Source organism: Pseudomonas sp. CFBP13528, from assembly GCF_005233615.1.
GTDB classification, from domain to species: domain Bacteria; phylum Pseudomonadota; class Gammaproteobacteria; order Pseudomonadales; family Pseudomonadaceae; genus Aquipseudomonas; species Aquipseudomonas fluorescens_AM.
On the sequence record NZ_QGAJ01000007.1, the window covers coordinates 33,868 to 57,773 of the forward strand.

At 59.1% G+C, this 23,906-nt stretch carries 21 protein-coding genes, 1 tRNA gene and 1 pseudogene; 18 read left to right on the forward strand and 5 right to left on the reverse strand.

Features of this window, described 5'->3' with window-relative positions:
* Positions 1–186 precede the first annotated feature (186 nt).
* The 3 genes from PspCFBP13528_RS15265 (at position 187) to PspCFBP13528_RS15275 (ending at position 4,990) form a co-directional block, all read left to right on the forward strand.
* Positions 187–813 (forward strand): response regulator transcription factor, encoded by a 627-nt coding sequence (locus PspCFBP13528_RS15265; RefSeq protein WP_065952246.1) that lies wholly within the window; start codon positions 187–189, stop codon positions 811–813.
* 35 nt (positions 814–848) lie between these two features.
* Entirely contained in the window at positions 849–4,433 is a 3,585-nt protein-coding gene (locus PspCFBP13528_RS15270; RefSeq protein WP_137200669.1) for a transporter substrate-binding domain-containing protein, read from the forward strand.
* A 134-nt stretch (positions 4,434–4,567) separates the two neighbouring features.
* Entirely contained in the window at positions 4,568–4,990 is a 423-nt protein-coding gene (locus tag PspCFBP13528_RS15275) for a chemotaxis protein CheY (protein ID WP_137200519.1), read from the forward strand.
* A 104-nt stretch (positions 4,991–5,094) separates the two neighbouring features.
* Here the strand turns inward: PspCFBP13528_RS15275 and PspCFBP13528_RS15280 are convergent, their stop codons facing one another.
* Positions 5,095–6,171, reverse strand: a complete 1,077-nt coding sequence (locus tag PspCFBP13528_RS15280) for a 3-deoxy-7-phosphoheptulonate synthase (RefSeq protein WP_065952244.1) — start codon at positions 6,169–6,171, stop codon at positions 5,095–5,097.
* A 659-nt stretch (positions 6,172–6,830) separates the two neighbouring features.
* On the opposite strand from PspCFBP13528_RS15280, the gene PspCFBP13528_RS15285 reads away from it, so the two are divergent.
* Complete coding sequence (locus tag PspCFBP13528_RS15285; RefSeq protein ID WP_101220854.1) at positions 6,831–7,262, forward strand: GNAT family N-acetyltransferase; 432 nt, start codon at positions 6,831–6,833, stop codon at positions 7,260–7,262.
* On the opposite strand, the pseudogene PspCFBP13528_RS27855 reads toward PspCFBP13528_RS15285, so the two are convergent.
* Positions 7,259–7,497: pseudogene (locus PspCFBP13528_RS27855) on the reverse strand (DNA-binding protein). The gene PspCFBP13528_RS15285 and the pseudogene PspCFBP13528_RS27855 overlap by 4 nt on opposite strands.
* A gap of 120 nt (positions 7,498–7,617) precedes the next feature.
* On the opposite strand from PspCFBP13528_RS27855, the gene PspCFBP13528_RS15295 reads away from it, so the two are divergent.
* The 6 genes from PspCFBP13528_RS15295 to PspCFBP13528_RS28070 all read left to right on the forward strand — a co-directional run bounded on the left by PspCFBP13528_RS15295 (position 7,618) and on the right by PspCFBP13528_RS28070 (position 12,037).
* Positions 7,618–7,983 (forward strand): helix-turn-helix transcriptional regulator, encoded by a 366-nt coding sequence (locus PspCFBP13528_RS15295; protein WP_101220855.1) that lies wholly within the window; start codon positions 7,618–7,620, stop codon positions 7,981–7,983.
* A 154-nt stretch (positions 7,984–8,137) separates the two neighbouring features.
* Positions 8,138–8,779, forward strand: coding sequence for a UvrY/SirA/GacA family response regulator transcription factor (gene uvrY, locus PspCFBP13528_RS15300; RefSeq protein ID WP_017530522.1), 642 nt, complete (start codon positions 8,138–8,140; stop codon positions 8,777–8,779).
* 1 nt (position 8,780) lies between these two features.
* Complete coding sequence (gene uvrC / locus PspCFBP13528_RS15305; RefSeq protein ID WP_065952242.1) at positions 8,781–10,604, forward strand: excinuclease ABC subunit UvrC; 1,824 nt, start codon at positions 8,781–8,783, stop codon at positions 10,602–10,604.
* A 32-nt stretch (positions 10,605–10,636) separates the two neighbouring features.
* Positions 10,637–11,197: a CDP-diacylglycerol--glycerol-3-phosphate 3-phosphatidyltransferase gene (gene pgsA, locus PspCFBP13528_RS15310; protein ID WP_034119069.1), complete on the forward strand. Its 561-nt coding sequence runs from the start codon at positions 10,637–10,639 to the stop codon at positions 11,195–11,197.
* A 60-nt stretch (positions 11,198–11,257) separates the two neighbouring features.
* Positions 11,258–11,333, forward strand: a tRNA-Gly gene (locus PspCFBP13528_RS15315).
* A gap of 407 nt (positions 11,334–11,740) precedes the next feature.
* Positions 11,741–12,037, forward strand: coding sequence for a hypothetical protein (locus tag PspCFBP13528_RS28070; RefSeq protein ID WP_162515430.1), 297 nt, complete (start codon positions 11,741–11,743; stop codon positions 12,035–12,037).
* A gap of 230 nt (positions 12,038–12,267) precedes the next feature.
* Here the strand turns inward: PspCFBP13528_RS28070 and PspCFBP13528_RS15330 are convergent, their stop codons facing one another.
* Together PspCFBP13528_RS15330 and PspCFBP13528_RS15335 are read right to left on the reverse strand one after the other, a co-directional pair.
* The gene (locus PspCFBP13528_RS15330) at positions 12,268–12,645 is read right to left on the reverse strand and encodes a hypothetical protein (RefSeq protein ID WP_137200522.1); all 378 of its coding nucleotides are present in this window, start codon (positions 12,643–12,645) and stop codon (positions 12,268–12,270) included.
* 3 nt (positions 12,646–12,648) lie between these two features.
* Positions 12,649–12,840, reverse strand: a complete 192-nt coding sequence (locus PspCFBP13528_RS15335; protein WP_065952240.1) for a hypothetical protein — start codon at positions 12,838–12,840, stop codon at positions 12,649–12,651.
* Between the two features lie 429 nt (positions 12,841–13,269).
* Between PspCFBP13528_RS15335 and PspCFBP13528_RS15340 the strand changes: the two genes are divergently transcribed.
* Entirely contained in the window at positions 13,270–13,764 is a 495-nt protein-coding gene (locus PspCFBP13528_RS15340; protein ID WP_137200523.1) for a DUF2165 domain-containing protein, read from the forward strand.
* Between the two features lie 64 nt (positions 13,765–13,828).
* Here PspCFBP13528_RS15340 and PspCFBP13528_RS15345 read toward each other — a convergent pair whose 3' ends face one another.
* Positions 13,829–14,128, reverse strand: coding sequence for a hypothetical protein (locus tag PspCFBP13528_RS15345; protein WP_241669094.1), 300 nt, complete (start codon positions 14,126–14,128; stop codon positions 13,829–13,831).
* Between the two features lie 575 nt (positions 14,129–14,703).
* Between PspCFBP13528_RS15345 and tssB the strand changes: the two genes are divergently transcribed.
* The 7 genes from tssB to tssH all read left to right on the forward strand — a co-directional run bounded on the left by tssB (position 14,704) and on the right by tssH (position 23,904).
* A complete protein-coding gene (gene tssB, locus PspCFBP13528_RS15350; protein ID WP_101220860.1) occupies positions 14,704–15,207 on the forward strand; it encodes a type VI secretion system contractile sheath small subunit in 504 nt (167 codons plus the stop codon).
* Between the two features lie 33 nt (positions 15,208–15,240).
* Positions 15,241–16,779 (forward strand): type VI secretion system contractile sheath large subunit, encoded by a 1,539-nt coding sequence (gene tssC, locus PspCFBP13528_RS15355; RefSeq protein ID WP_137200524.1) that lies wholly within the window; start codon positions 15,241–15,243, stop codon positions 16,777–16,779.
* A 23-nt stretch (positions 16,780–16,802) separates the two neighbouring features.
* Complete coding sequence (tssK, locus tag PspCFBP13528_RS15360; RefSeq protein WP_065952235.1) at positions 16,803–18,158, forward strand: type VI secretion system baseplate subunit TssK; 1,356 nt, start codon at positions 16,803–16,805, stop codon at positions 18,156–18,158.
* Positions 18,155–18,838 (forward strand): type VI secretion system protein TssL, short form, encoded by a 684-nt coding sequence (gene tssL, locus PspCFBP13528_RS15365; RefSeq protein WP_137200525.1) that lies wholly within the window; start codon positions 18,155–18,157, stop codon positions 18,836–18,838. Before tssK ends, tssL begins: the two co-directional genes overlap by 4 nt.
* A gap of 7 nt (positions 18,839–18,845) precedes the next feature.
* Entirely contained in the window at positions 18,846–20,564 is a 1,719-nt protein-coding gene (locus PspCFBP13528_RS15370) for an OmpA family protein (protein ID WP_137200526.1), read from the forward strand.
* Positions 20,565–20,587: 23 nt separating this feature from the next.
* Positions 20,588–21,079, forward strand: coding sequence for an Hcp family type VI secretion system effector (locus tag PspCFBP13528_RS15375; protein ID WP_065952232.1), 492 nt, complete (start codon positions 20,588–20,590; stop codon positions 21,077–21,079).
* A 155-nt stretch (positions 21,080–21,234) separates the two neighbouring features.
* Entirely contained in the window at positions 21,235–23,904 is a 2,670-nt protein-coding gene (gene tssH / locus PspCFBP13528_RS15380) for a type VI secretion system ATPase TssH (RefSeq protein ID WP_101220865.1), read from the forward strand.
* Positions 23,905–23,906 lie beyond the last annotated feature (2 nt).

Sequence of the window (23,906 nt, forward strand, 5' to 3'; positions counted from 1 at the left end):
CGCTTACAGCTGGTCGCTCGTTGGGGTCCAGCCGTGATTGCTCGTGATGTTTCAATGGAAGGGACCAGGCTACGAGTGGTTATCGTCCTGAGGAGGGTGCAGTACCGTTTGTCGGAACTGTCATTTCTCACAGGTACCTCGGTCCCATTTGATATGTAAGGGTACTGTGACCGCCTAGGGGTGAGTATGAGCAAAGCATTAATCGTGGATGACCATCCTTTTATACGTGCGACGGTCAAATATCTGCTGAAAGAGGAAGGATTCGATGAGATTTATCAGGCGGGTGACGGTGCAGATGCAATGCAATTGGCGCGGGAGCAACGTCCCGAGCTGATCATCCTTGACCTGGCGATGCCCAAGCTGGGCGGGCTGGAGGTTATCAGCCGGGTCAAGGCCCTGGGCCTGCCGTGCCGGGTCCTGGTGCTGACCTCCTACCTGGCGGTGTTTTTTTCTACCCGTTGCATGCGCGCCGGGGCCATGGGGTTCGTGGCAAAGACCGGCGAGCTGGATGAACTGCAAAAGGCCATCCGAGCGATCCAGTCGGGCTACAGCTGTTTCCCGAGCCTGCCCACCAGCTCGGTACGCCGTGACGACCTGCAGGAAACCGAGCGCCAGATGATCGAGTGCCTGTCGGACCGTGAATTGACCGTCTTGCAGAAGCTGGCCCTGGGGCTGGGCAATAAGGAAATTGCTGAAGACATGCTGTTGAGCCACAAGACAATCAGCACTTACAAAACACGTCTCAAGGAGAAGTTACGGATGTCCTCAGTGGTGCACCTGTCCAAATTTGCCCAGCGCAATCATCTGATCTGATTGAAATGACTGCCATCGCGCTCAAGCGGTTCGCTATGATCCTCTGGGTGGGCTTGTTGCCCATGGTCGCGATGGCCCTTGATGAGCCAAACGTGTTACGACTGTTGGGTCATTCTCGTATTGACCCTCCCGTCGTCACGCTGCCAGAGACCGACTGGCGCTGGTTGCGCGAACGGCGCAGATTGCTGATGGGGGTGTCCGCTCCCGATTACGCACCCTTCGACCTGACCAATAACCGTGAAGAGCTCGAAGGGATTACCGCCGATTTTGCTGCGCTGATCAGCCAGGCCCTGAATATCCCCATTGAGGTTCGGTGCTACGAAACTCGCGATGAAGTGATCGAAGCCCTCAAGCGAGGCGACGTGGACTTCCTCGGTTCGGCCAATGGTTACGAGGCGGCCGACCCGCAACTGATCTTGTCTCGCTCCTACGCCAATGACCAACCCACTCTGGTGACCCGTTCCAATGATAGCCAGGCGCTGAGCGATGATTTGGCGGGCAAGCGCGTGGCGATGCTTTATCACTATCTGCAGCCCGAGGTGGTACGGGCTTTCTACCCCCATGCCCGAGTGGAATTGTTTTCTTCGGCCTTCGAGGCGATCGGCGCAGTGGCTTTTGGTCGCGCCGATGTGTATCTGGGCGATGCCATCAGTACCAATTACCTGATCAACCGAAACCAACTCAATATCGTGCGCATGGCGGATTTCTCCACCCTCGAAGTCAACCCGTTCGCTTTTGCGTTCACCCGGCAGAATACGCGGCTGCAGCCGATCATCAATGCGGCGCTGGAGGCGATTCCCGCCGGTGAACAGATGGAAATATTACGCCGTTGGAGTGGCGGCAACCTCGGTATTGTCGGCGCTGGCCGGTTGCACCTGAGCGCCAGTGAACAACGCTGGGTCCTCAAGCATCCTCGGGTCAAGGTAGCGGTGCTCGACAAACTGCTGCCGCTGTCAGTCTTCGATGATCAGGGGCAGTTCGAGGGGCTGAGCGCCGAGGTGCTGTCACGTATCAGCCTGCGCACCGGCTTGAAATTCGATGCGGTGCCGGGCAACTCGATACCGCGTCAGATCGATCAGGTCAGCACGGGCGCGGTGGATATGCTGGCAGTCGTGACCCCCAGCGTCGAACGCGCCGAAAAAGTGCGGTTTACCCGGCCCTACCTGACCAATGCCCTGGTGCTGGTAACCCGAGGGGATGAACACAGTCCTGTCGCATTGGAAGATATGGTGGGTAAGCGCCTGGCGATGATCAGCGGCAACGGATTGCGCGATACCATCTCGCGGGACTTCCCCGGCGTCGTGTTCATCGATGTCGACAGCGCGGAGCAAGCGATGGCGATGGTGGCCAGAGGCGAAGCGGAGGCGGCAGTCAATTCACTGATCAGCGCGCGCTATATGATCGCCCGGTATTACCGCGATCGGTTACGCATCACCAGCACGGTCGGCTCGGAACCGGCGCGTATAACGTTCGGGGTCAACCGCAGTCAACTGGAGCTTTATTCGATCCTCGACAAGGCGCTGCTGAGCATCACCCCGCAGGAAATGGACGAGATGATCGCCCAGTGGCGCAGCGAGGTGATTATCGAAGACAGTTATTGGCTGCGTCACCGCAACGTGATCATTCAGGGGTTCGGGCTGGCCGCGCTGTTATTGATCGTCACGCTGAGCTGGGCCATCTATCTGCGCAGTCTGATTCGCAAGCGCGTCCAGGCCGAACGCGCCTTGAGCGACCAGATGCGCTTTATGAGCGTATTGATCGACGGCACCCCCCACCCGATTTATGTGCGTGACCGCCAAGGGCGCTTGATGGCATGCAATAACGCTTATCTGGACGTATTTGGCTACAAGCTTGAAGACGTGATTGGTAAAACCGTGGTTGAAACCGACGCCGGCAACCTGCCACAGGCCCAGTCGTTCCATCAGGATTACCTGCGCTTGATGGCCGAAGGTGAGCCACAGATTCATGACCGTATACTCAAGTTGCCCAGTGGCGAGGCCTTGACCATCTACCAATGGATGTTGCCGTACCGCGACGGTGACGAGAAAGTGGTGGGCATGATTGCCGGGTGGGTAGATGTCAGCGAGCGCCAACAGTTGTTGGGTCAGTTGCAGGAAGCCAAGGACGATGCCGACGCCGCCAACCGGGCGAAGACTACCTTTCTGGCGACCATGAGCCACGAGATCCGCACGCCAATGAATGCCGTGATCGGCATGATCGAGCTGGCCCTGAAGAACGCCGAACAGGGCTTGGCGGACCGGGATGCCCTGGAGGTGGCTTCTGAAGCTTCGCGCGGCATGCTGGAGTTGATCGGCGATATTCTGGATATCGCACGGATCGAATCCGGTCATCTGTCGTTGGTCCTGGAATCGGCCAATCTGCACGAATTACTGACGTCGGTGGCACGCGTGTTCGAAGGTTTGGCGCGGGCGAAGGGGTTGGCGCTGCAAGTTGAACTTGATCCATCGATCGATCGCGTGGTTCTGGTTGACCCACTGCGTTTCAAGCAAGTGGTATCGAATCTGCTGAGCAATGCCATCAAGTTTACCCACGACGGCCAGGTCACGCTCGGTGCTCATGGGGCGTTCGAAGGGGAGCACCTGAAACTGCAATTGTGGGTGCAGGACACCGGCATTGGCATCAGTGCACAGGACCAGTTGCGTCTGTTCAGCCCCTTTATCCAGGGCAGCAATGGTGAGCAATCGGCGCGTAGCGGCTCCGGCCTGGGGCTGGTGATCAGCCGTAACCTGTGCGAAATGATGGGCGGGCGGTTGCACTTGAGCAGTGTACTGGGGCAGGGCACCCGGCTGGATGTGACACTGGCCCTGGTCATGACCGCTGTAGTGCCGCAGGAAGGGACGGCGACGAGCGCTCCAGTCACGCCGCCTCATGCCTTGAATATTCTGGTGGTGGACGACTACCCGGCCAACCGTTTGCTGCTGGCTCGGCAGTTGAGTTTCCTGGGCCACCGCATCACCACGGCCGAAGACGGCATTCAAGGGCTTGAGTACTGGCGCGCGGGGCAGTTCGATGGCGTCATTACCGATTGCAATATGCCGTTCAAGAACGGCTACCAGTTGGCGCGGGACATCCGCGTACTGGAGCGTGAATCAGGTCTGGCGCCGTGCCTGCTCCTGGGCTTCACCGCCAATGCCCAGCCCGAGGAGGCCGAGCGCTGCCGGCAAGCCGGTATGGATGGTTGCCTGTTCAAACCCACCGGGATTGACGATTTGCGCGTGGCGTTGGCGTCACGCTCCACTTATGCCCCCAGCCCTGAGGCAGCGACGTTTGATTTGAGTACCCTGATCGCGTTGACAGGGGAGGACCACCACGCGCTCGCAGAGCTGCTGATGCCCTTGCTCGACAGCCTGGAGGCGGACCGGGCGCTATTGCCGGCGATGCAGCGCAAGGCTGACTTCGCCAAGTTGCACGACCTCGCACATCGCGCCAAGGGTGGTGCACGAATGGTCAAGGCACAGGTTCTGATCGCTCGCTGTGAAGCGCTGGAGGCCGTTTGTGAAAGGCAAGACCGCAACGCGCTGGCGGCGACGACCGATGCGGTAGAGGAAGCGATCGGCGCTTTGCATGGAGGGCTGAGCCTTTATTGCAATCAGCCGTGATGCCGATTAATGGCCATTGGGAGCTTTTGGGAGAAGTCCTACATGAAGGGGGAATATGCCTGATTTTGTGTTCGGCATTTGTCTGGAAAATGGGCGACGCTCAATGACGAGCGCTGCCTGCCCAGGGGTTTGCCATGCCAAACAAAGCACTGACTATCCTCATCGCCGATGACTTGCACTTGCAACGGTTGTACATCGAAAAAATGCTCAACCAGTTGGGGTATCACCGGATTGTGCCGGTGCGGACCTTTGAAGAAGTCCAGATCCTTACCGCCATTCCGGCCGAACCCTTCGATGTGCTGATCATCAATGCGGTACTGGCGGCCCATGCAAGCGGGCCCAACCCTCAGGCACGCCATGTGCTGGTATATGACAACCTGGACCTGAGCGTACCCGCCGACGCCATGCCGACCGTATCGGTACGCCTGCCGGGCGTGCCGGACAACGTCGATCTCGAACATTTCATGGAAATCATCGACCCGCCCCACGCCATGACCGGCTTGCGGGTTTTGCCCTGGTTAAGGGCACTGTCGCGCCAATCGGTGGTCGGGGTCTGATCCGGCGCTTGTGCAGCGTTATCAGGGCCGGTCAATAAAACTGTGGGGGCGTCGCACACGATACCGGTGTGCCGAGCCTCCTCCCACAGTTTGAAGGTTGCCAGTCAACCGTCGCCATGTTCACGAAGGCGTACCGCGGCATTGCGTAGCAACTGTTCGGTGCCCGCCCAGCCCAGGCAACCATCCGTCACCGACACGCCGTATTTCATTGACGGCCCCAGAGGCTGGCATCCTTCGAAGAGGTGGCTTTCGAGCATCATGCCGATCAACGACGTGTCGCCCTGCAAGCGCTGCTCCAGCACCTCGTTGAACACCGCCGGCTGGCGCAGCGGGTCCTTGCCGCTGTTGGCATGGCTGCAATCGACCATGATGCGCGCAGCGACCCTGGACTTGGCCAGGTCGTGTTTCACCTGGGACACACTCTGCGCATCGTAGTTCGGCCCACGGTGACCGCCGCGCAGCACCAGGTGGGTGTCCGGGTTGCCCGGCGTCTGGATGATCGCCGGGTGCCCCTGGCTGTCGACGCCGAAGTGGCGGTGCGGGTGCGAGGCCGAGCGCATCGCGTCACAGGCAATCGCGACGCCGCCGTCAGTCCCGTTTTTGAAACCCACGGGCATGCCCAGGCCGCTGGCCATTTCGCGGTGGATCTGCGATTCGGTGGTGCGCGCGCCAATCGCGACCCAGCTGAGCAGGTCGTCGAAGTAGCCGGCGGCCATGGGTTGCAACAGCTCGGTGGCGACCGGCAGGCCCAGGCGCAGCATTTCGCGCATCAGTTCCCGGGACAGGGCCAGGCCTGCGGCCATGTCGTCGCTGCCGTCGAGGTGCGGGTCGTAAGCCAGGCCCTTCCAGCCAATGGTGGTGCGGGGTTTTTCGACGTAGGCGCGGATAACCAGCAGCATCTGGTCGCTGACTTCAAGCGCCAGCTTCTTCAGGTTGCGCGCGTACTCCATGGCCGACTGCGGGTCGTGTATCGAGCACGGGCCGACAATCACCAGCAAGCGTGAGTCCTGGCCATCGAGGATGGCGCGCACGGCTTGACGATGGGCATGCACCTGTTCATTGAGGAACGGACTGAGGGGCAGTTGATGCTTGAGCTCATGGGCGCTGGGCAGGCGCTGGGTCAGGGCTTCATTGGCGCTGTTCAGCGTAGAGGCGGGTAAAGCTGCGACAGAGGCGTTCATATTCAAGGTTTCCTGGGCAAGCGGCGGGCAATTCCCGCACGCTTGGCCTACTGGGGTGTTCGACAATTGGCCGTATCGGCTACGTGTGTTGGCTTGCCACCAAGAGGTGACCGATCGGAGGCGGCAGGCTGTCCCGAACGGAGCTGGCTAAATCGCCATGCAGCGCAAGTGTCGTAGCGGTAATAGGTGGCGTAGTTCATGTCGTGATTCCTTCAAGTGTGTTTGGTTGAGCAAATTATCAGGGCCTGGAAAAACAAAACCCCCGGTCGGGGAGCCGACCGGGGGTTAGATTTCTCTGGCAGGCGACCCCTTGAGTAGTGGGCGCCGATTTCAGGTATCAGGCGCGCCAGTGGCTAAACCAATACCCAAAATAAAAGCTGACCAGTGCACTCGAACCGTTCACACGGGTAGCCGACACCGAGCGCGAGGCGCTGGCGGCAGGGCAAACCTGGGTGTGGGTGAGTGGCAACATGGTAGGTCTCCAAATGATGTCGGGCAGCTTACTAGAGCTGGGCGGGCGGATTCAATCAGTAATTTCTATCGCGCAGCGGGACTTACGGCTATGGGGCAAGTGTCGATATGCTGACGACATCCAACACTGATTGCCGGAACCCGACCATGACTACCTTGACCTCGACTGCGCTGCGGTGGCGCTGTAAATGACCTTCCACCTGCGCGCTGCTACGGACCGGGACCTGCCCTTTGCACGAAACCTGACTCACCAGGCGATGAACCGCTATTACGAGCAAAACCAGTTGCTGTGGTCCAACGATGGCTTCGACACGGCCTGGGCCGGTCGGGAAAACTGGATCATTTGCCAGGATGACCGGGTGCTGGGGTTCATCAGCCTGAGCTGTGACAGCAACGCGCTCTATATCCGCGAATTGCATATGCTCGAGCAGCACCGTGGGCTCGGCGCCGGTAGCTGGGTGCTGCAACAGATGGCTTTGAAGGCCCGCACGCCGGGGCTGTTGCGTTTGACCGTATTCAAGACCAATCCGGCCAAAAAGCTTTATGAGCGCATGGGATTCAGCGTTGTCGGTGAAGAAGACAGCTTCTGGCGAATGGAGCGCGTCTGTCGCTCAAGCTAAAAGCCTGCGCTGGAGCCTGATAAGCGCATACTGGTCCAGCAGCCGACTTCCTGATCGGTGTGCTGGCCATCAGCCTCAGCAAGGATGATTGCCTCTTTCATGCCCAAAAGGATCGCTACCTTGCCGGTCTACCCACGCCATCCCTTTTTGCGCCCAGCGAGCACTTGATCGGTGGTTGCCGGATCGACGCCGTGTTCACGGGCGGCCCCTCAACTGACTTTCCTGGATGTTCCAGTCAGGCCTTGGCTTGTGCAGCAGTATGGATTCCGGGCATAGTTCAAATCGTTCAAGTTTGCCTGGCGAAGAGATGAGTGTGTCACCTCTTGAGGTGTGCCAAACAGGATCATACGTCCAAATGAGTGGAATCGGTTCGCGTTTAAGGCAAGAGAGAGAGCGACTGGGCCTGTCGCAAAAATTTTTTGGTGAAATCGGAGGGGTTGAAGCCAACGCACAGGGTAAATGCGAGAGTGGTGGGCGTGCGCCCAAGGCTGACTACTTGTCTCGTGTGGCACAGAGAGGCGTGGATATCCTGTACGTGTTGACCGGGACTGCCACACCGATTCAGCTGGAAAACCTGAGCCAGCTTGAAGAAAAAGTCCTGATTGATTACCGGGCGATGTTCAAGGAGGATCAGGATGCAATCCGCCGCCTGACGTCGACCTTGGCCGAGTATTCCCTTTCCCGGAATGGAAAAATCAAGCCGCATCCGCAGGATTCCTGACCTTTCAACCAGCAAATACGGCCGTCCCACCGCCAGTGGGCGCGTGCCGAGCGGTCAAGCTCCATATATATATGATGCCAGCGGCTAGGTCTGCGACCCGGTTTTTTGCTAAGGTGTTCAGCAACCTATAAAGACCATATCGCGAGGTGTCTGCTTGATTAGGGTGCTAGTAGTCGATGACCATGATCTCGTTCGTACAGGCATTACACGAATGCTGGCTGACATCGATGGCCTGCAAGTAGTCGGCCAGGCCGAGTCGGGCGAGGAGTCTCTGATCAAGGCCCGGGAGTTGAAACCCGATGTGGTGCTGATGGACGTCAAGATGCCGGGTATCGGCGGTCTTGGCGCCACGACCAAATTATTGCGCAGCCATCCGGATATCAAGGTTGTGGTGGTGACCGTGTGCGAGGAAGACCCGTTCCCTACACGCCTCTTGCAGGCGGGGGCGGCCGGTTACCTCACCAAAGGCGCCGGCCTTGCAGAGATGGTGCAAGCCATTCGCCTGGTATTTGCCGGGCAGCGCTACATCAGCCCGCAGATTGCCCAGCAGTTGGCGATCAAGTCCTTCCAGCCCACCAGCGATTCGCCGTTCGACGCGCTATCGGAGCGGGAAATTCAGATTGCCTTGATGATCGTCGGTTGCCAGAAGGTGCAGTCGATTTCCGACAAACTGTGCTTGTCGCCCAAGACCGTTAACACCTACCGCTATCGCATCTTCGAGAAACTCGCCATCAGCAGTGATGTTGAATTGACCCTGCTCGCGGTGCGTCACGGCATGGTGGACGCCAGCGCCTGACATGACCACACCGTTTGATCCAAGTGCCTTCCTCTCGACCTGCAGTGGCCGCCCTGGCGTGTACCGCATGTTCGACAGCGAGGCGCGCCTGCTGTACGTGGGCAAGGCCAAGAACCTGAAAAACCGTCTGGCGAGTTACTTTCGCAAGACCGGTCTCGCGCCGAAAACCGCCGCCCTGGTCGCGCGCATCGCCCAGGTCGAAACCACCATCACCGCCAATGAAACCGAAGCGCTGCTGCTTGAACAGACGTTGATCAAGGAATGGCGGCCTCCGTATAACATCCTGCTGCGTGACGATAAATCCTATCCCTACGTGTTTTTATCGGACGGCGACTTCCCGCGGCTGAGCATTCACCGTGGCGCGAAGAAGCAGAAGGGCAAGTATTTCGGGCCTTACCCCAGCGCGGGTGCCATTCGTGAGAGCCTGAGCCTGCTGCAGAAGACGTTTTTTGTGCGCCAATGCGAGGACAGCTTTTACAAAAACCGTACACGGCCATGCCTGCAGTACCAGATCAAGCGCTGCAAGGCGCCCTGCGTGGGGCTGGTTGAGCCTGCCGAGTACGCCGAGGACGTGCGTCACTCGGTGATGTTCCTCGAAGGGCGCAGTAACGCGCTCACCGATGAGCTGTCCGGGGCCATGGAGCTGGCCGCCAGTACCCTGGATTTCGAGAAGGCCGCCGAGCTGCGCGATCAGATCTCCTTGCTGCGCCGCGTCCAGGACCAGCAAAGCATGGAAGGCGGCACCGGCGACGTCGACGTGATCGCGGCGTTCGTGAACCCGGGAGGTGCCTGTGTGCACTTGATCAGCGTGCGTGGCGGCCGAGTGCTGGGCAGCAAGAATTTTTTCCCGCAGACCGGGATCGACGAAGACGTCTCCGAGGTCATGGCGGCATTCCTCGGCCAATACTATGTGAGCAGTCCCGAGCGCGACCTGCCGTCGGAGCTTATCGTCAACGTGGTCCACGAAGATTTCCCCACCCTGATCGAGGCGATCCACGAACTGCGCGGTCGCGAGCTGGACATCAGCCACCGCGTTCGCGGCACCCGGGCCCGTTGGCAGCAACTGGCCGTGACCAACGCCGAACAGGCCCTGGGCGCACGCCTGGCCAATCGACAGCACGTTGCCGCACGCTTCGAATCCCTGGCCGAGGTGCTCAACCTGGACGAGCCACCGCAGCGCCTGGAGTGTTACGACATCAGCCACTCCAGCGGTGAGGCCACCGTGGCCTCTTGCGTGGTGTTCGGCCCTGAAGGCCCGATCAAGGCTGACTACCGGCGCTACAACATCGAAGGCGTCACCGCCGGCGATGACTATGCCGCCATGCATCAGGCGCTCACGCGGCGCTTCAGCAAGTTGAAGGACGGGGAGGGCAAGTTGCCCGATATCCTCTTGGTGGACGGTGGCAAGGGCCAGTTATCCATGGCCCGCGACGTCCTCAACGAACTGGCCGTGCCCGACCTGATCCTGCTTGGCGTGGCCAAGGGCGCCACGCGCAAGGCCGGTTTCGAGACGTTGTACTTGAATGATGCCGCCCATGAGTTCACCTTGAAGGGCGACTCCCCGGCACTGCACCTGATTCAACAGATCCGCGATGAAGCCCACCGCTTCGCGATTACCGGTCACCGGGCGCGTCGCGGCAAAACCCGCCGAACCTCAACCCTGGAAGGCGTTGCGGGGGTCGGCCCGACGCGCCGTCGCGACTTGCTTAAACATTTTGGTGGCTTGCAGGAGCTCTCCCGTGCCAGCATTGACGAAATAGCCAAAGCACCCGGTATCAGTAAAAAGCTCGCTGAATTGATTTATGCCAATCTGCACAGCGAATAGAATGCCTTCTCACCTCGTAGCCAGTTGTGCCGATGAATATCCCTAATCTGATCACCGTTCTACGCGTCCTGCTTATCCCGATCTTCATTTTGTTGTTCTATTTGCCCTATGAATGGAGCTACGTCGCGTCCAGTTCGGTATTCGCCTTTGCAGCCGCCACCGACTGGCTCGACGGCTACCTGGCCCGCCGCCTGGAACAGAGCACGCCCTTCGGCGCGTTCCTCGACCCTGTGGCCGACAAACTCATGGTCGCCGTGGCCCTGGTGTTGTTGGTGCAGGAGCACGGCAACCTGTGGCTGACCCTGCCGGCCGCCGTCATCATCGGCCGCGAAATCGTCGTCTCGGCCCTGCGCGAATGGATGGCCGAAATCGGCGCCCGCGCCCATGTCGCCGTCTCCAACATGGGCAAATGGAAAACCGCTGCGCAAATGCTTGCGCTGGTCATACTGCTGGCCAACCCGTCGGATTTCTCGTTCTGGGTCCTGACCGGCTACGCCTTGCTGCTCATCGCTGCGGGCCTGACACTCTGGTCCATGCTCCAATACCTGCGCGCCGCCTGGCCTCACCTGCGCACCACCGTTGAAAAGAAATAAAACTTTTTTGAATCAAGGGGTTGACGGCTGCCGAGGATTCTATAGAATGCGCATCACCAAGCGGGAATAGCTCAGTTGGTAGAGCACGACCTTGCCAAGGTCGGGGTCGCGAGTTCGAGTCTCGTTTCCCGCTCCAAAATTTGATCCGCAGATGTCCACTCGACCCTGTGATCCACGAAATAGACGCTTAGGCGTCTTTTTTCGTTTCTGCGCATAACCACTGGACTCCAAAGAGATCCGCTACGTTTGAGTACCTTTTTGAGTACTTTTTCCGGAAAGACTCAAATTCGTATTGTTGCTGGATCCTCTCGGGTCGCCAGACGAGCATCGGGTGCGCAGCCCACCCTGCCTATCTCCGAATTCACCATTCGGCATGCCCGGCCTACGGGTAAATAACGTCGGTATTACACCGCAAATAAAGTAAGCCGCACCCATCACCAGGAACCCCACGTCAATCCAGCCATGTGACCGCGTGCAGCTGCGGAGTGCTTTTGCATCGTGCGCTCGGTGATATCCCCAGCACAGCGCCTGGAAGAGTTGTCGTTGAACCACACCGCCACCAGACATGAATCGGACCCGATGCGCATCCTGAAGCCATCCAGATGTGGGATGGCCAATCAGCAAGGAAATGAAGCGACTACAGGGCGGCGATCGATGACGCTTCGGGCCGTCAGCGCGGAATATTTCAGCGTGCATCTGCGCGCATTATTGGCCGAGGGCAAGATCGCCCCGCTCGGCGAGCCAGTAGACGCCTGGGTCCTTGACCAGAATGATGGGACATTGATTGGCGATAGTCTCTGCCAGCGCCGGCTTCAGATCGCTGCCTTTGAAGAACAATGACAGGGTGGTCTCCTTGCAACAGCGGGGCTCCCCAACCGCAAGGGTGGGCGCCCTTGGAATGAAGGTATGACGCGGCCAATGCGCGGTTGACGCACCGCGGTCTTGAAGGCTTTGACCGCCTGGGACGTTGCCGACGACGCCAGCGAACATGCGGGCAGTGTGGTCGAATGCTTGGTAGTGGAGGTCCGTCAAGCCGCTTCAGGCACACGCCGGTTTATGGCCGGTGGTCGTTACTCATCCAGCAGGAACACCGCAGTAAGGTTCCGGTCCGCTTCAGTGGAGATACAGAGGGCAAAGTCCTCACTGATGGCGCAGTGCGACAGCAGGTAGCCGCCGAGTTCCAAAGCCGCTTCGTTGTTGCGTCGATGCTCTGAGCGCACATTGCCCCAATCGCCGCAGATGTGCCGGCGCACATAGGGCAGCGAGTCGAGCAGATCCTGTCGGATCAGCGCGTCTGTGCAGCGGGAGAACGTCAGGCCGCCGAAGGGAATCGTGGCTTGAGGAGGACGAAGGTGGGCATGGGATACGCGGATCCTCCACGGCGATGGGGCTTCGTGCTCTAGCAGGGCAAACTGTTTCGGCGACGAGATCGCGGTCACATAGGTCACCTACTACTGCTTAGGGTGTTCGGACCGGCTGGCTTCCTTGACCGCAAACATCAGACAGCGCACCGCTTCACGATCCTGCTCCGACAATAAACGGTAGTAGCGGATCAAGCGCTCTTCCTCTCGGTTGAGTTGGCGGGCGCGCAGGGATGTGCCGACGGCGCTACGCAGTGAGGAAATAAACGAAGTATTTAGCATGATCCTAGCCCTTCATGAGGTGAATGGAGGCATGGGCGGCTTGCCCAGAACAGCTAAATACATAACGTTTATCGGGGAAATGGGCTCGTCATTTTTCGTGACTGTTGGGTTTTTCAGAAGGGGCCGTCGGAAGTGCTTGGCAAAGGTGTAGGAGCGATCCTTCAAGAGCGACTGAATAGAGGCACGATTGAGTGAAGAATCTGCCAACTGGCATCAATCATCAGGTTGCCGGTGGGAGGGAGTGGGCTTGTCAAAACATCGAGCACGCTGACAAAGGCATCGCCTGCCTTGAGCTGTCTCTCGCTCCCCACCTATTTCGTCCACAGTCGATTCAGCGGATTCCTACATCATCAATAGACACCTGGCGGATGCTGCGGGCCGATGCAGGTGTAACGTGCTGAGCGTCTCAGGCATTTTCAGGGAATCAGCATGGTCACGCGTTATGCAAAGTTGGTCCTGGTCGCGATGTTGGCGGTCTTCGCCGCGCTGGCAGCGTTCAATAACCTCACGGACTACGCCTCAAATTTCAACTTCGTCCGGCACGTACTGAGCATGGACACCACCTTCCCTGGCAACGCTGCCATGTCGCGCGCGATCAACGCCCCGTGGTTATGGCACGGTGCCTATTGGGCGATCATTGCAGGCGAGGCGCTGACGGCCCTGTTGCTGGCTGTTGGCGGGCTGATGTTGTGGCGCGTCCGGCGCAACTGCGCTCAGCAATTCAACCGTGCCAAGGCCTTCGCCGTTGCGGGCCTAACCACGGGCCTGTTGGTGTGGTTCTTCGGCTTTATGGTGATTGGCGGCGAGTGGTTTTTGATGTGGCAATCCCAGGAGTGGAATGGTCAGAACGCAGCATTCAAATTCTATGCAGCCATTTTGGGCGTGCTGGTGTTTCTCAACCAGCCGGATGCGGATTGCGATTGAAACCCTTCATGCCTGTATCGGTGCGGATAGCCGGTGCGCGCATTGCCCGCACCGGATGGCGGGCTTACTTCGTACACGTCAGTCGCGAATACGTTGGTGGCTCAAGCAGGATGCCCGGCGTCATGAATGTCGAGCAGTTGAATACGCGTCCCTTCGCCGTCGTGGCTTTGAATGTCAGTTCAGCGCCGACCAGGAAGTCTTCCTTGCCCTTGGTTACCGGACCCATGGTCAGTTCATCCGTGGAGGCCAGGCCGATCGTTTCGGCGGTGACTTTGTGTATCTGCAGAACGTTGGGATTCGTGGCGCAGCCTGCCAGCAGGCTGGTCATTGCAAGCAGTAAAAGGGCGGTTGAGGTTCTGGTCACGGGTGTGGCTCCTTGCGAGTGGCGGCGACAGGGTGGTGTGCGACGTGCCGCCTATAAAGAATCATGAGGGAACAGAGATTTGCCCTACGGCGGCCGAGTCTAGGAGCCTGTGGTTGGCCCCACAATCACTCGGAAAGAATCGAGATGGAACCCACGGCAGAGTGTTCGTGGGGATGACAGAAATCGGCTACAGCGCGCAGATTGAGGAATCGTTCCGGATCGTTAGGGGCCGTGCCTTCCGAGTGCGCAGCTAGTGCTCATTACCTTCAAATGGGGAGGACAGTGCTGTTTTTGACATCGCTTAAGCTTGGTGCGACAAGAAGGTATGTAGGAATTTGCCTTGTTTTTCTGTCGAAAGTTCTCTTCGGCTATGTGGGGGCTAGTAATAAATCCTTGAAATACTTCATTCTTGAAATGAAGGAACTAGGCGCAACACTTGTAAGCGCTTATGACCTTTGAAAGGGAATTATGTGCTGCAGTTGGTGGCGCTCGTGCTCGCCAGCTAAAGGTATGGGTTCCAGTCTAAGTTTTCGCACCAGCATCAGCTGTTGAAAAAGTGTCTGGAGGAAGGGGTTATGGCTACAAACAGTTTTCAGAATGAGGTGCCCAAGGCACGAGTTAATATCAAACTTGATCTGCATACCGGTGGTGCTCAGAAGAAAGTTGAATTACCGCTCAAGCTGATGGTGATGGGCGACTACAGCAATGGCAAGGAGCAGCGCCCGCTCTCTGAGCGAGGCAAGATAGACATCAATAAAAATAACTTTGACAGCGTCTTGGGCGAGTTCTCACCTAGTCTCAAGTTCGCCGTTGATAATACGTTGGCTGATGACGCATCCGACACCTCTGTCGAGCTGAAGTTTCAGAGCATAAAGGACTTCGAACCCGAGCAGGTGGCCCGTCAGATCCCACAGCTGCGCGCCTTGCTGGCCATGCGTAACCTGTTGCGTGATCTTAAGTCGAACCTATTGGACAACGTGACTTTTCGTCATGAGCTGGAGCGGATCCTCAAGGATGACGCACTCAGCGAGGAGCTGCGCGTTGAGTTGGCTGCTTTGGCACCCAAAGACGAACGTTAATTCATATCGGTTGTTTTAAAGGGAAGTTAAATTATGTCCGTAGAGAACTCTAGCGTGCAATCGCGCGGCGCCACAGTATTGTCTGAAGCGTCTGCTGGCGTTTATGGTGATCTGTTTAATAAAATCAACTTGAGCCCCGTCACCACGTTGGGGGGTATTGAAGTTTTTCAGCGCTCCGAGGCGCTGTCTGAGGTGTCGGTCGATGAGCGAGTAACGGCCGCCGTCAGTGTATTCTTACAGTTGCTCAAGCAATCTTCACAAAAAGTCGAACGTTTGGATAAGGTTCTACTGGATATGCATATTGCTTCGTTGGACATGCAAATCAGTCGGCAACTTGATGCCGTCATGCATCACCCGGACTTTCAGCGCGTCGAGTCAACTTGGCGCGGCGTTAAATCGCTGATTGATCAAACGGATTTCCGTCAAAATGTTCGTATAGAGCTGTTGGACGTCAGCAAGGATCACTTGGTGCAGGATTTCGAGGATGCCCCGGAAATCGCCCAGAGTGGCTTGTATCTGCATACCTATACTCAGGAATACGATACTCCGGGTGGCGAGCCGATTGCCGCGGCCATTTCCAGCTACGAATTTGACCGCAGCCCGCAGGACATTTCCCTGCTGCGTAACATCTCAAAGGTCGCCGCTGCCGCGCATATGCCGTTCGTGGGTTCCGTGGGCCCGGCCTTCTTTGGCAAGGCGTCGATGGAAGAGGTCGCCGCGATCAAGGACATCGGCAACTACTTTGACCGTGCCGAATACATCAAGTGGAAGGCTTTCCGCGACAGCGATGATGCACGTTACATCGGGCTGACCATGCCGCGCGTTCTGGGGCGACTGCCCTATGGGCCTGATACCGCTCCCGTGCGCAGTTTCAATTACATTGAAAGCGTCAAGGGGCCGGATCACGACAAGTACCTGTGGACCAATGCGTCGTTTGCGTTTGCCGCCAACATGGTCAAAAGTTTCATCAGCAATGGCTGGTGCGTACAGATTCGTGGGCCACAGTCCGGCGGTGCCGTCACTGAGTTGCCAATCCACTTGTACGACTTGGGCACCGGCAGCCAGGTCAAGATCCCTTCTGAAGTGATGATCCCGGAAACGCGTGAGTTTGAATTTGCCAATCTCGGTTTTATTCCGCTTTCGTACTACAAGAATCGTGACTATGCGTGCTTCTTCTCGGCCAACTCTGCGCAAAAGCCTGCGCTGTACGATACGGCCGACGCCACGGCCAACAGTCGAATCAACGCCCGCCTGCCCTACATTTTCCTGCTCTCACGCATCGCCCATTATCTGAAATTGATCCAGCGCGAAAATATCGGCACGACCAAGGACCGTCGTTTGCTGGAGCTTGAACTGAACAAATGGATCGGTGGGCTGGTAACAGAGATGACTGACCCCGGCGATGACTTGCAGGCCTCACACCCTCTACGGGATGCGAAGGTCACAGTGGAAGATATCGAGGACAACCCGGGATTCTTCCGAGTCAAGTTGTACGCCGTGCCGCACTTCCAGGTCGAGGGTATGGACGTGAACCTGTCGTTGGTTTCGCAGATGCCCAAGGCCAAAGCCTGACTCAGTCGTAGGGAAACGATGCCATGAAGATCGATCGCCCTCTATGGGCTGCCGGGGCGCTGCTGTGCCCGCAGCAATTCCAGCAGCAGGCGCGCTGGGAAGCTTGGGCCAACGAGCAGCTCTCCCGTCTGACCTTGGTTCATCCTTGGGGGGTCCAGGTCGTTGAGTTTGACCCGCAGGCTTTGCGGCTGGGTAAGCTCAAGGCGACCCAACTGCGTGCGCGAATGCCGGATGGCACCTGGATCGACACTGAGCAGGCAGACCACCTGCCTCCGGCCTTGGAGCTGGCACAGCTACTGGCTGACGACGACCAGCACGCGTTGTTGCACTTGGCCTTGCCGCTGGAGCAGGCCAATGGCAACAACTGCCTGTTTGAGGGCGGCAGAGTTGATCGACCGCTGCGCTTTCGCCAGTCGTGGCGCGAGGTACAAGACACCTATGCGGATGAAGTTCAGACAATCGGTGTGATGGAACATGCACTGAGCCTGCGTCTGCAGCGCGATGACAATGCCGATTACATGACCTGCCCGATCGCGCGACTGGTGCGTGACGGGCAGGGCGCCTGGAGCCTCGACCCGGCCTATGTGCCGCCGCTGCTGAGCTTCGCTGCCCATGCCGGGTTGTTGAACCAGTTGGACAACCTGTTGACGCAACTGTCGGCCAAGCGGCAACGGCTGATGGGCATGCGCCGCGAAAGCAATCAACGCATGGCCGATTTTGCCGTGGCCGATGTGTCGCTGTTCTGGTTGCTCAATGCCTTGAATACTTACCAGCCTGTCTTGGCGGACCTTCAGGCGTTTCCCGCACGCCCCCCCGAGCAGGTCTATCAGCAGCTGATAAAGCTGGCCGGCAGCCTGCTGACGTTCTCATTGGAGCACGATCTCGACAAGATTCCAGCCTACCGGCACGAGTCTTTGGAGGCGGTGTTCCCACCACTGATGCACACCATTTCGCTGCTGCTGGAAGCCAGCCTGCCGTCGCGGGTGCTTGCCTTGGAACTGGAAGAGCAGGGTGCCAATCGTTGGCAGGTCACATTGAACGACCCTCGCCTGCGCGAGCGTGAGGGTGCTGATTTCTATCTGTCGGTGCGTTGCCGATTGCCCGCCGCGCAGTTGCAGGACCAGTTTCCACGCCTGTGCAAGATCGGCACGCCCGACGAGGTCAATTACCTGGTCAACGCCGCACTCGACGGCGTTCCACTGCAATCCCTCAGCCATGTGCCGGCTGCGATTCCGTTGCGTCTGGAAAACCAGTATTTCGCGCTGGACCTCGATCATTCCAAAGGGCAGGCGGTGCTGGACGAAGGGGTATGCGCGTTCTATGTGCCAAGCACCTTGGCCGATGTGAAGCTTGAACTGTTTGCGGTGCTGCGCTCATGAACCTGACTGCCTCCAAGGAACGTACCGCAATGGCCGTGGATATTGATGCGCTGTTGCAGGACACCTACCTGCTGGTGGTTGAGTTGCGCCAGGGCGCCTCCGTGCCGCGCAGCCAGGACCTGTCTCAGCTGTGTGTTAAGCAGGTTGAACACGTTCGGCAGCAGTTGAAAGTGGCGGGCCTGAGCCAGCGCAGCATCGATCACATCAGCCATGCGCAGTGCGCGTTGCTCGATGAAACCGTACTCACTTGCGCCAAAGATGACGCGCACGCCTTTTGGGCCAGCGAACCGTTGCAGACCAAGTTTTTCAATCGCCATCAGGCGGGCGAGTTTCTGTATGAAGACATGCGCGACGTCTTGCGCGAGCCTGCGCCCGATCGGCATGTGCTGACGGCCTTTCAACGCGTACTCATGTTGGGGTTTCGTGGGCGCTACCGTGATCTGAGTGATCCAGAGCGGGAACAGTTACTGGTTGACCTCAGTGCACGGATTACGCCACTTCGGGTCAGTCAAAGCCTGATGACGCAGGCGAACGGCAGTGAGCTGATCGCAGGCTTGGCTTGGCTGCGCTCACCTCTGGTCCATGTAGTGGCCGTGGGGATGACACTTACGGCCATTTGGTGGGGATTGGATCATCTGTTGAGCGACGCTGTTGCCTCGCTCTTGCCGGATCAGGGGTGAAGGCGAGATGACCTTGAACCTGCATCGAGTTCTTTGCCTGTGGGCGGGCGCTCTGACCTTCGTGTTGCTGGCCATTATTCCACTCGGCATGTGGGCGCGGGCGTCGGGTGTGATGATTACCGTGGGTTTCGTTGTGTGGGCCTGGATGCTGTTGGGGCGTCGTGCCCTTCAATACCGTGGATTGGTTTCATTGGCCGATAACAGGGTCCTGCCTGCGGCAGCATTTCGTCATCCTGTCGTGCTGGTCTGCGGTGATGGCCTGGATGGACTGTTCAGCGGGGCTCCCGCCGAACAGATGGCCCTGCGCGTAACCGAACAAGGTTGCTATATCCGTGTTCCCAGTCTGGAACAACTGGTAGCCGTCACCGATGGACTCTTGGCGCTACGTCCAAGCTGGCGCGCGCAACTCAGTGTTATGTTCACCGTTAACCCCGGTGCGCATAGTGATGGTGCTGTACTCGCCGGCCAGGTGCGGGCCCTCAGCCACCAATTGACCCTGGTACGTAAACGCGGCATTGCCCTGCCGTTATTGCTGGTGAGCTACGTGCAAACCTTGCAGGGCGAGGATCCTTGGTTCAGTTGGGTCAATGGCCAGTCTGACGTTCTTGTGCGGGATGCGGGTGCGTGTGTCAGCTTGGATGAGTGGCAGCAGCACACCGCAGACTCGTCCGTACAGTCGGCGCGGATGCACGCAGGTGTACAACTGAACAATGTCGTGGCCTGGTTGCACGACGCGGTGCTGCCGTACCTTGCCACTCGCCGTGCTCCAGGGGTGGCGTCGGTTTGTGCGGTCAGGCTGGTACCGGCTTTGCCCAGCGCCGTGGAGGGCAATCTGTGGCAGCAATGGTTGCGCAGCAGAGTAGCGCTGGCTGACAGCCGATCGGCATCGAAGGATGCGGTTTTGCCTTTCCCGGATCCTCTACTCAACCTGCTCCCGCTCGGCCCGCTGCGCGCTCCTGTGCAGCGGGCAAGCGTCGCGGCACTGTGGCTATTCGCCCTTGCCGGTGCCGTGGCACTCGCAAGCTCAGCGTGGCAGAACACCTTGTTGGTACGCCAGGTCAGTGACGACCTGCGGCGTTACGCGGCCGTCCCTCAGCCGACTCAACGTAGCCAGCGCGAGTTTCTTTGGCGTGACGACGCCGTGACCGTTCTTCGTCAGGACGCACAGCGCCTGGACGCCTACTACCGGCACGGCGTACCCCTGGCATTCGGCCTGGGCCTGTACCGCGGCGAACGCCTGCGCGCGCCGCTGCTGGCAGTGCTGGCCGCGCATGTTGAGCCGCCGTCGGCCACACCGCCCACGCAAATTGCCAACCCCGTACGGCTGGACAGCCTGTCGCTATTCGCGACCGGCAGTGCCCAGCTCAAGCCGGATTCGACCAAAGTCCTGATCAATGCGCTGGTCGGCATCAAGGCGCAGCCAGGCTGGCTGATCGTGATCGCCGGGCATACCGACGCTACCGGCGACTCGCATAACAACCTTCGGCTATCTCACGCCCGCGCCGCCGCCGTGCATGCCTGGATGCAGCGGATGGGCGGCATGCCCGACAGCTGTTTTGCGGTGCAGGGCTTCGGCGCCAGCCAGCCGATCGCCAGTAACGACACCGAAGCGGGGCGTGCAGCCAATCGCCGCGTAGATATCCGTCTGGTACCGGAGGCAGGGGCGTGTGTGCTCTCTACCGCGGAGCCGGACAGGCAACCCCCTGTCGCTTCCCGCGACAGTTAAATTTCCAAGAAAAGGAGCTTCACATGGCAATTCCCGTTTACCTCTGGCTGCAAGACGACGGCGGCGCAAGCATCAAAGGTTCGGTGGACGTGCAAAAGCGCGAAGGCAGCATCGAAGTGGTTGCCCAGGACCACAGCCTGTACATCCCCACCGACAACAACACCGGCAAGTTGACCGGGACGCGCGTACACACCCCGTTTCTGTTTTCCAAGGAAATCGATTCGTCCAGCCCTTACCTTTACAAGGCGGTGACCACCGGGCAAACCCTCAAGAGTGCTGAGTTCAAGTGGTATCGCATCGACGACGCCGGGGAGGAAGTCGAGTATTTCATCACCAAACTGGAAAACGTCAAGGTGGTGAAAGTCGCGCCGAAAATGCACGACGTCAAAGACCCAGCCAAAGAGAAGCACAACCACCTGGAGCAGGTCGAGTTGCGTTACGAGAAGGTCACCTGGACCTACAAGGACGGCAACATCATCCACTCCGATTCGTGGAACGAACGCCAAAGCGCGTGATAAGCACGGAGCCGCAGGCGTGCTTTCGCCTGCTGGCTGCCGGTGTGCTGGGTTGAGCGTCTGCTCGCGGGCGTTCAGCCAAACACATCGAGTTGCAGAACCCTGGCTGGTTTTATCGACGACACACCCAGATCACCGAACAAGGATGTAACCGTATGGCACCCAATTCCACTCGCTTGCTTCGCCGCCTCAACCCTTACTGCGCCCAGGCATTGAGTGCAGCGGCCTCGCTGTGCCAAAACCGTGCGCATGCACAGATCACCATTGAACACTGGCTGCTCAAGTTGCTGGGGCAGGGAGACGGTGACCTGGCCGTGATTGCGCGTCGTTACGAGTGGAATATGGAGACGCTGTGGTACGGGTTGCTGGAGCATATCGACCGTCTGCCACGAAGCGTACAGAGCAAGCCGCAGCTGTCGGAGCCGTTGCAGCAATTGATCAAGAACGCCTGGTTGCGGGCCTCGCTGGACGACAACAACGACAGCCTGCGCTCTGTCCACCTGCTGAGCGCGTTGATGGAGACACCCAGCTTGCTGGTGTGTGAAGCCGCCTGGCCTTTGCTCAGCCTCAGTGAGGCTCAGTTGCAGCGCCTTTTGGTGCTGTTGGATCAATCGTCCGAGGAGCGGCCCGAGGTGCAGGCTTCAGCCGCGTCGGACAGCCCCGCAACGTCTTCAGGTGAGCCCGTCATACTCCCACCCAGCGCAACGAAAAAAGTTGAGGCGTTGCAGGCGGTGCTGGACAGGTTCACCCATGACCTCACTGCCAAGGCAGCGCAAGGGCAGATCGACCCGGTGTTCGGCCGTGACGACGAAATTCGCCAGGTCGTTGATATTCTCAGTCGTCGCCGCAAGAATAATCCACTCCTGGTGGGCGAGCCGGGCGTTGGCAAAACGGCATTGGTTGAAGGCCTGGCGTTGAGCATCGCCCACGGCACGGTGCCGGACAGTCTCAAATCGGTCAGTGTGCGCACCCTTGACCTGGGGTTATTGCAAGCGGGCGCAGGTGTCAAAGGCGAGTTTGAACAACGTCTGAAAAACGTGATCGACGCCGTGCAACAGTCCGAGCAACCGGTGCTGTTGTTCATTGACGAAGCCCACACCCTGATCGGTGCCGGCAACCAGGCTGGCGGTGCCGACGCAGCCAACCTGCTCAAGCCCGCCTTGGCCCGAGGTGAGTTGCGCACCATCGCTGCGACCACCTGGAGCGAGTACAAGCAGTATTTCGAGCGCGACGCGGCCTTGGAAAGGCGCTTCCAGATGGTCAAGGTCGATGAGCCGGACGATGCCAACGCCGGCCTGATGTTGCGCGGCCTCAAAGGGCGCTACGCCGCCCACCATGGCGTGCACATTCAGGATGCGGCCGTGCAGGCTGCGGTCAGCCTGTCGCGGCGCTACCTGACCGGTCGCCAACTGCCGGACAAAGCCGTCGACCTGCTGGACACCGCCAGCGCCCGCGTGCGTATGAGCCTGGACTGCGAACCGCAGGCGTTGATCCGCCTGAGTGCCCAGCAAGTGGCCCTGCAGTTGGAGGGCCAAGCCCTGGAACAGGATCAGCGTCTTGGCGGGTATGGTGCCGATGAGCGCCTGGCGGTGATCGCCGCACAACACGCCGAGCTGCAACGCCAATACATCGCTCTGGAGCAGCAGTATCGGCAAGAACTTGACCTGACCCAGCAACTGGTTGATGCGCGTCAAACGCAGCCGCTGCAGCGGGAAACCTGCGCGCAATTGCAACGGCAGTTGAGCGATGTCCAGGGCAATCAACCCCTGCTGTCGCTGGATGTCGACGCGCGTAGCGTGGCCGAAGTCATTGCCGATTGGACCGGGGTGCCACTGGGCAGCTTGCTCAAGGACGAACAGGCCAATCTGCTGATGCTGGAGCAGCAGCTAGGCGAGCGTGTCATCGGGCAGGCGGCGGCCCTGAGCGCCATGGCCCAGCGCCTGCGGGCGGCCAAGACAGGCCTCACCGATGACAAGGCGCCGCTGGGCGTGTTCCTGTTGGTCGGCACCAGCGGCGTGGGCAAGACCGAAACCGCCCTGGCCCTGGCCGACAGCCTGTTCGGTGGCGAAAAATCGCTGATCACCCTCAACTTTTCCGAGTACCAGGAAGCCCACACCGTCAGCCAACTCAAAGGCTCGCCACCCGGCTACGTCGGTTACGGCCAGGGCGGTGTGCTCACTGAAGCCGTGCGCCAACGGCCTTACAGCGTCGTGCTGCTCGACGAGGTGGAAAAGGCCCATCGCGACGTACTGAATCTGTTCTACCAAGTCTTTGATCGCGGCTTTATGCGCGATGGTGAAGGGCGCGAGATCGACTTTCGCAACACCGTCATTCTCATGACCTCCAACCTCGGCAGTGACCTGCTGCAAACCTGTGTGCAGGAACAACCGGATGCACCGGACAGCGTGCTGCATGAATTGCTGCGTCCCATCCTGCGTGAACACTTCCAACCTGCGTTGCTGGCACGCTTTCAAACCCTGATCTATCGCCCACTGCAAGCCGATGCACTCAAGCGCATCGTGGCGATCAAACTGGCCCAGGTCGCCAAGCGCCTGGAGCGCCATTACGGCCTGGAGTGCCAGATTGAAGACGCCCTGACTGACGCGCTGGTTGCCGCCTGCCTGCTGCCCGATTCCGGTGCACGCAATATCGACAGCCTGCTCAACGAGCAAATCCTGCCCGTACTCAGTCAACAGCTGTTGGAGCGCCGCGCGGCGCAGCGACGCACCCACGGCGTGCGCCTCGGCTACTGCGACGATGAAGGCATCAGCCTGCACTTCACCGATGTTCAAGACACGGCGCAGCCCGTCGCCCTGGAGATGTGAGC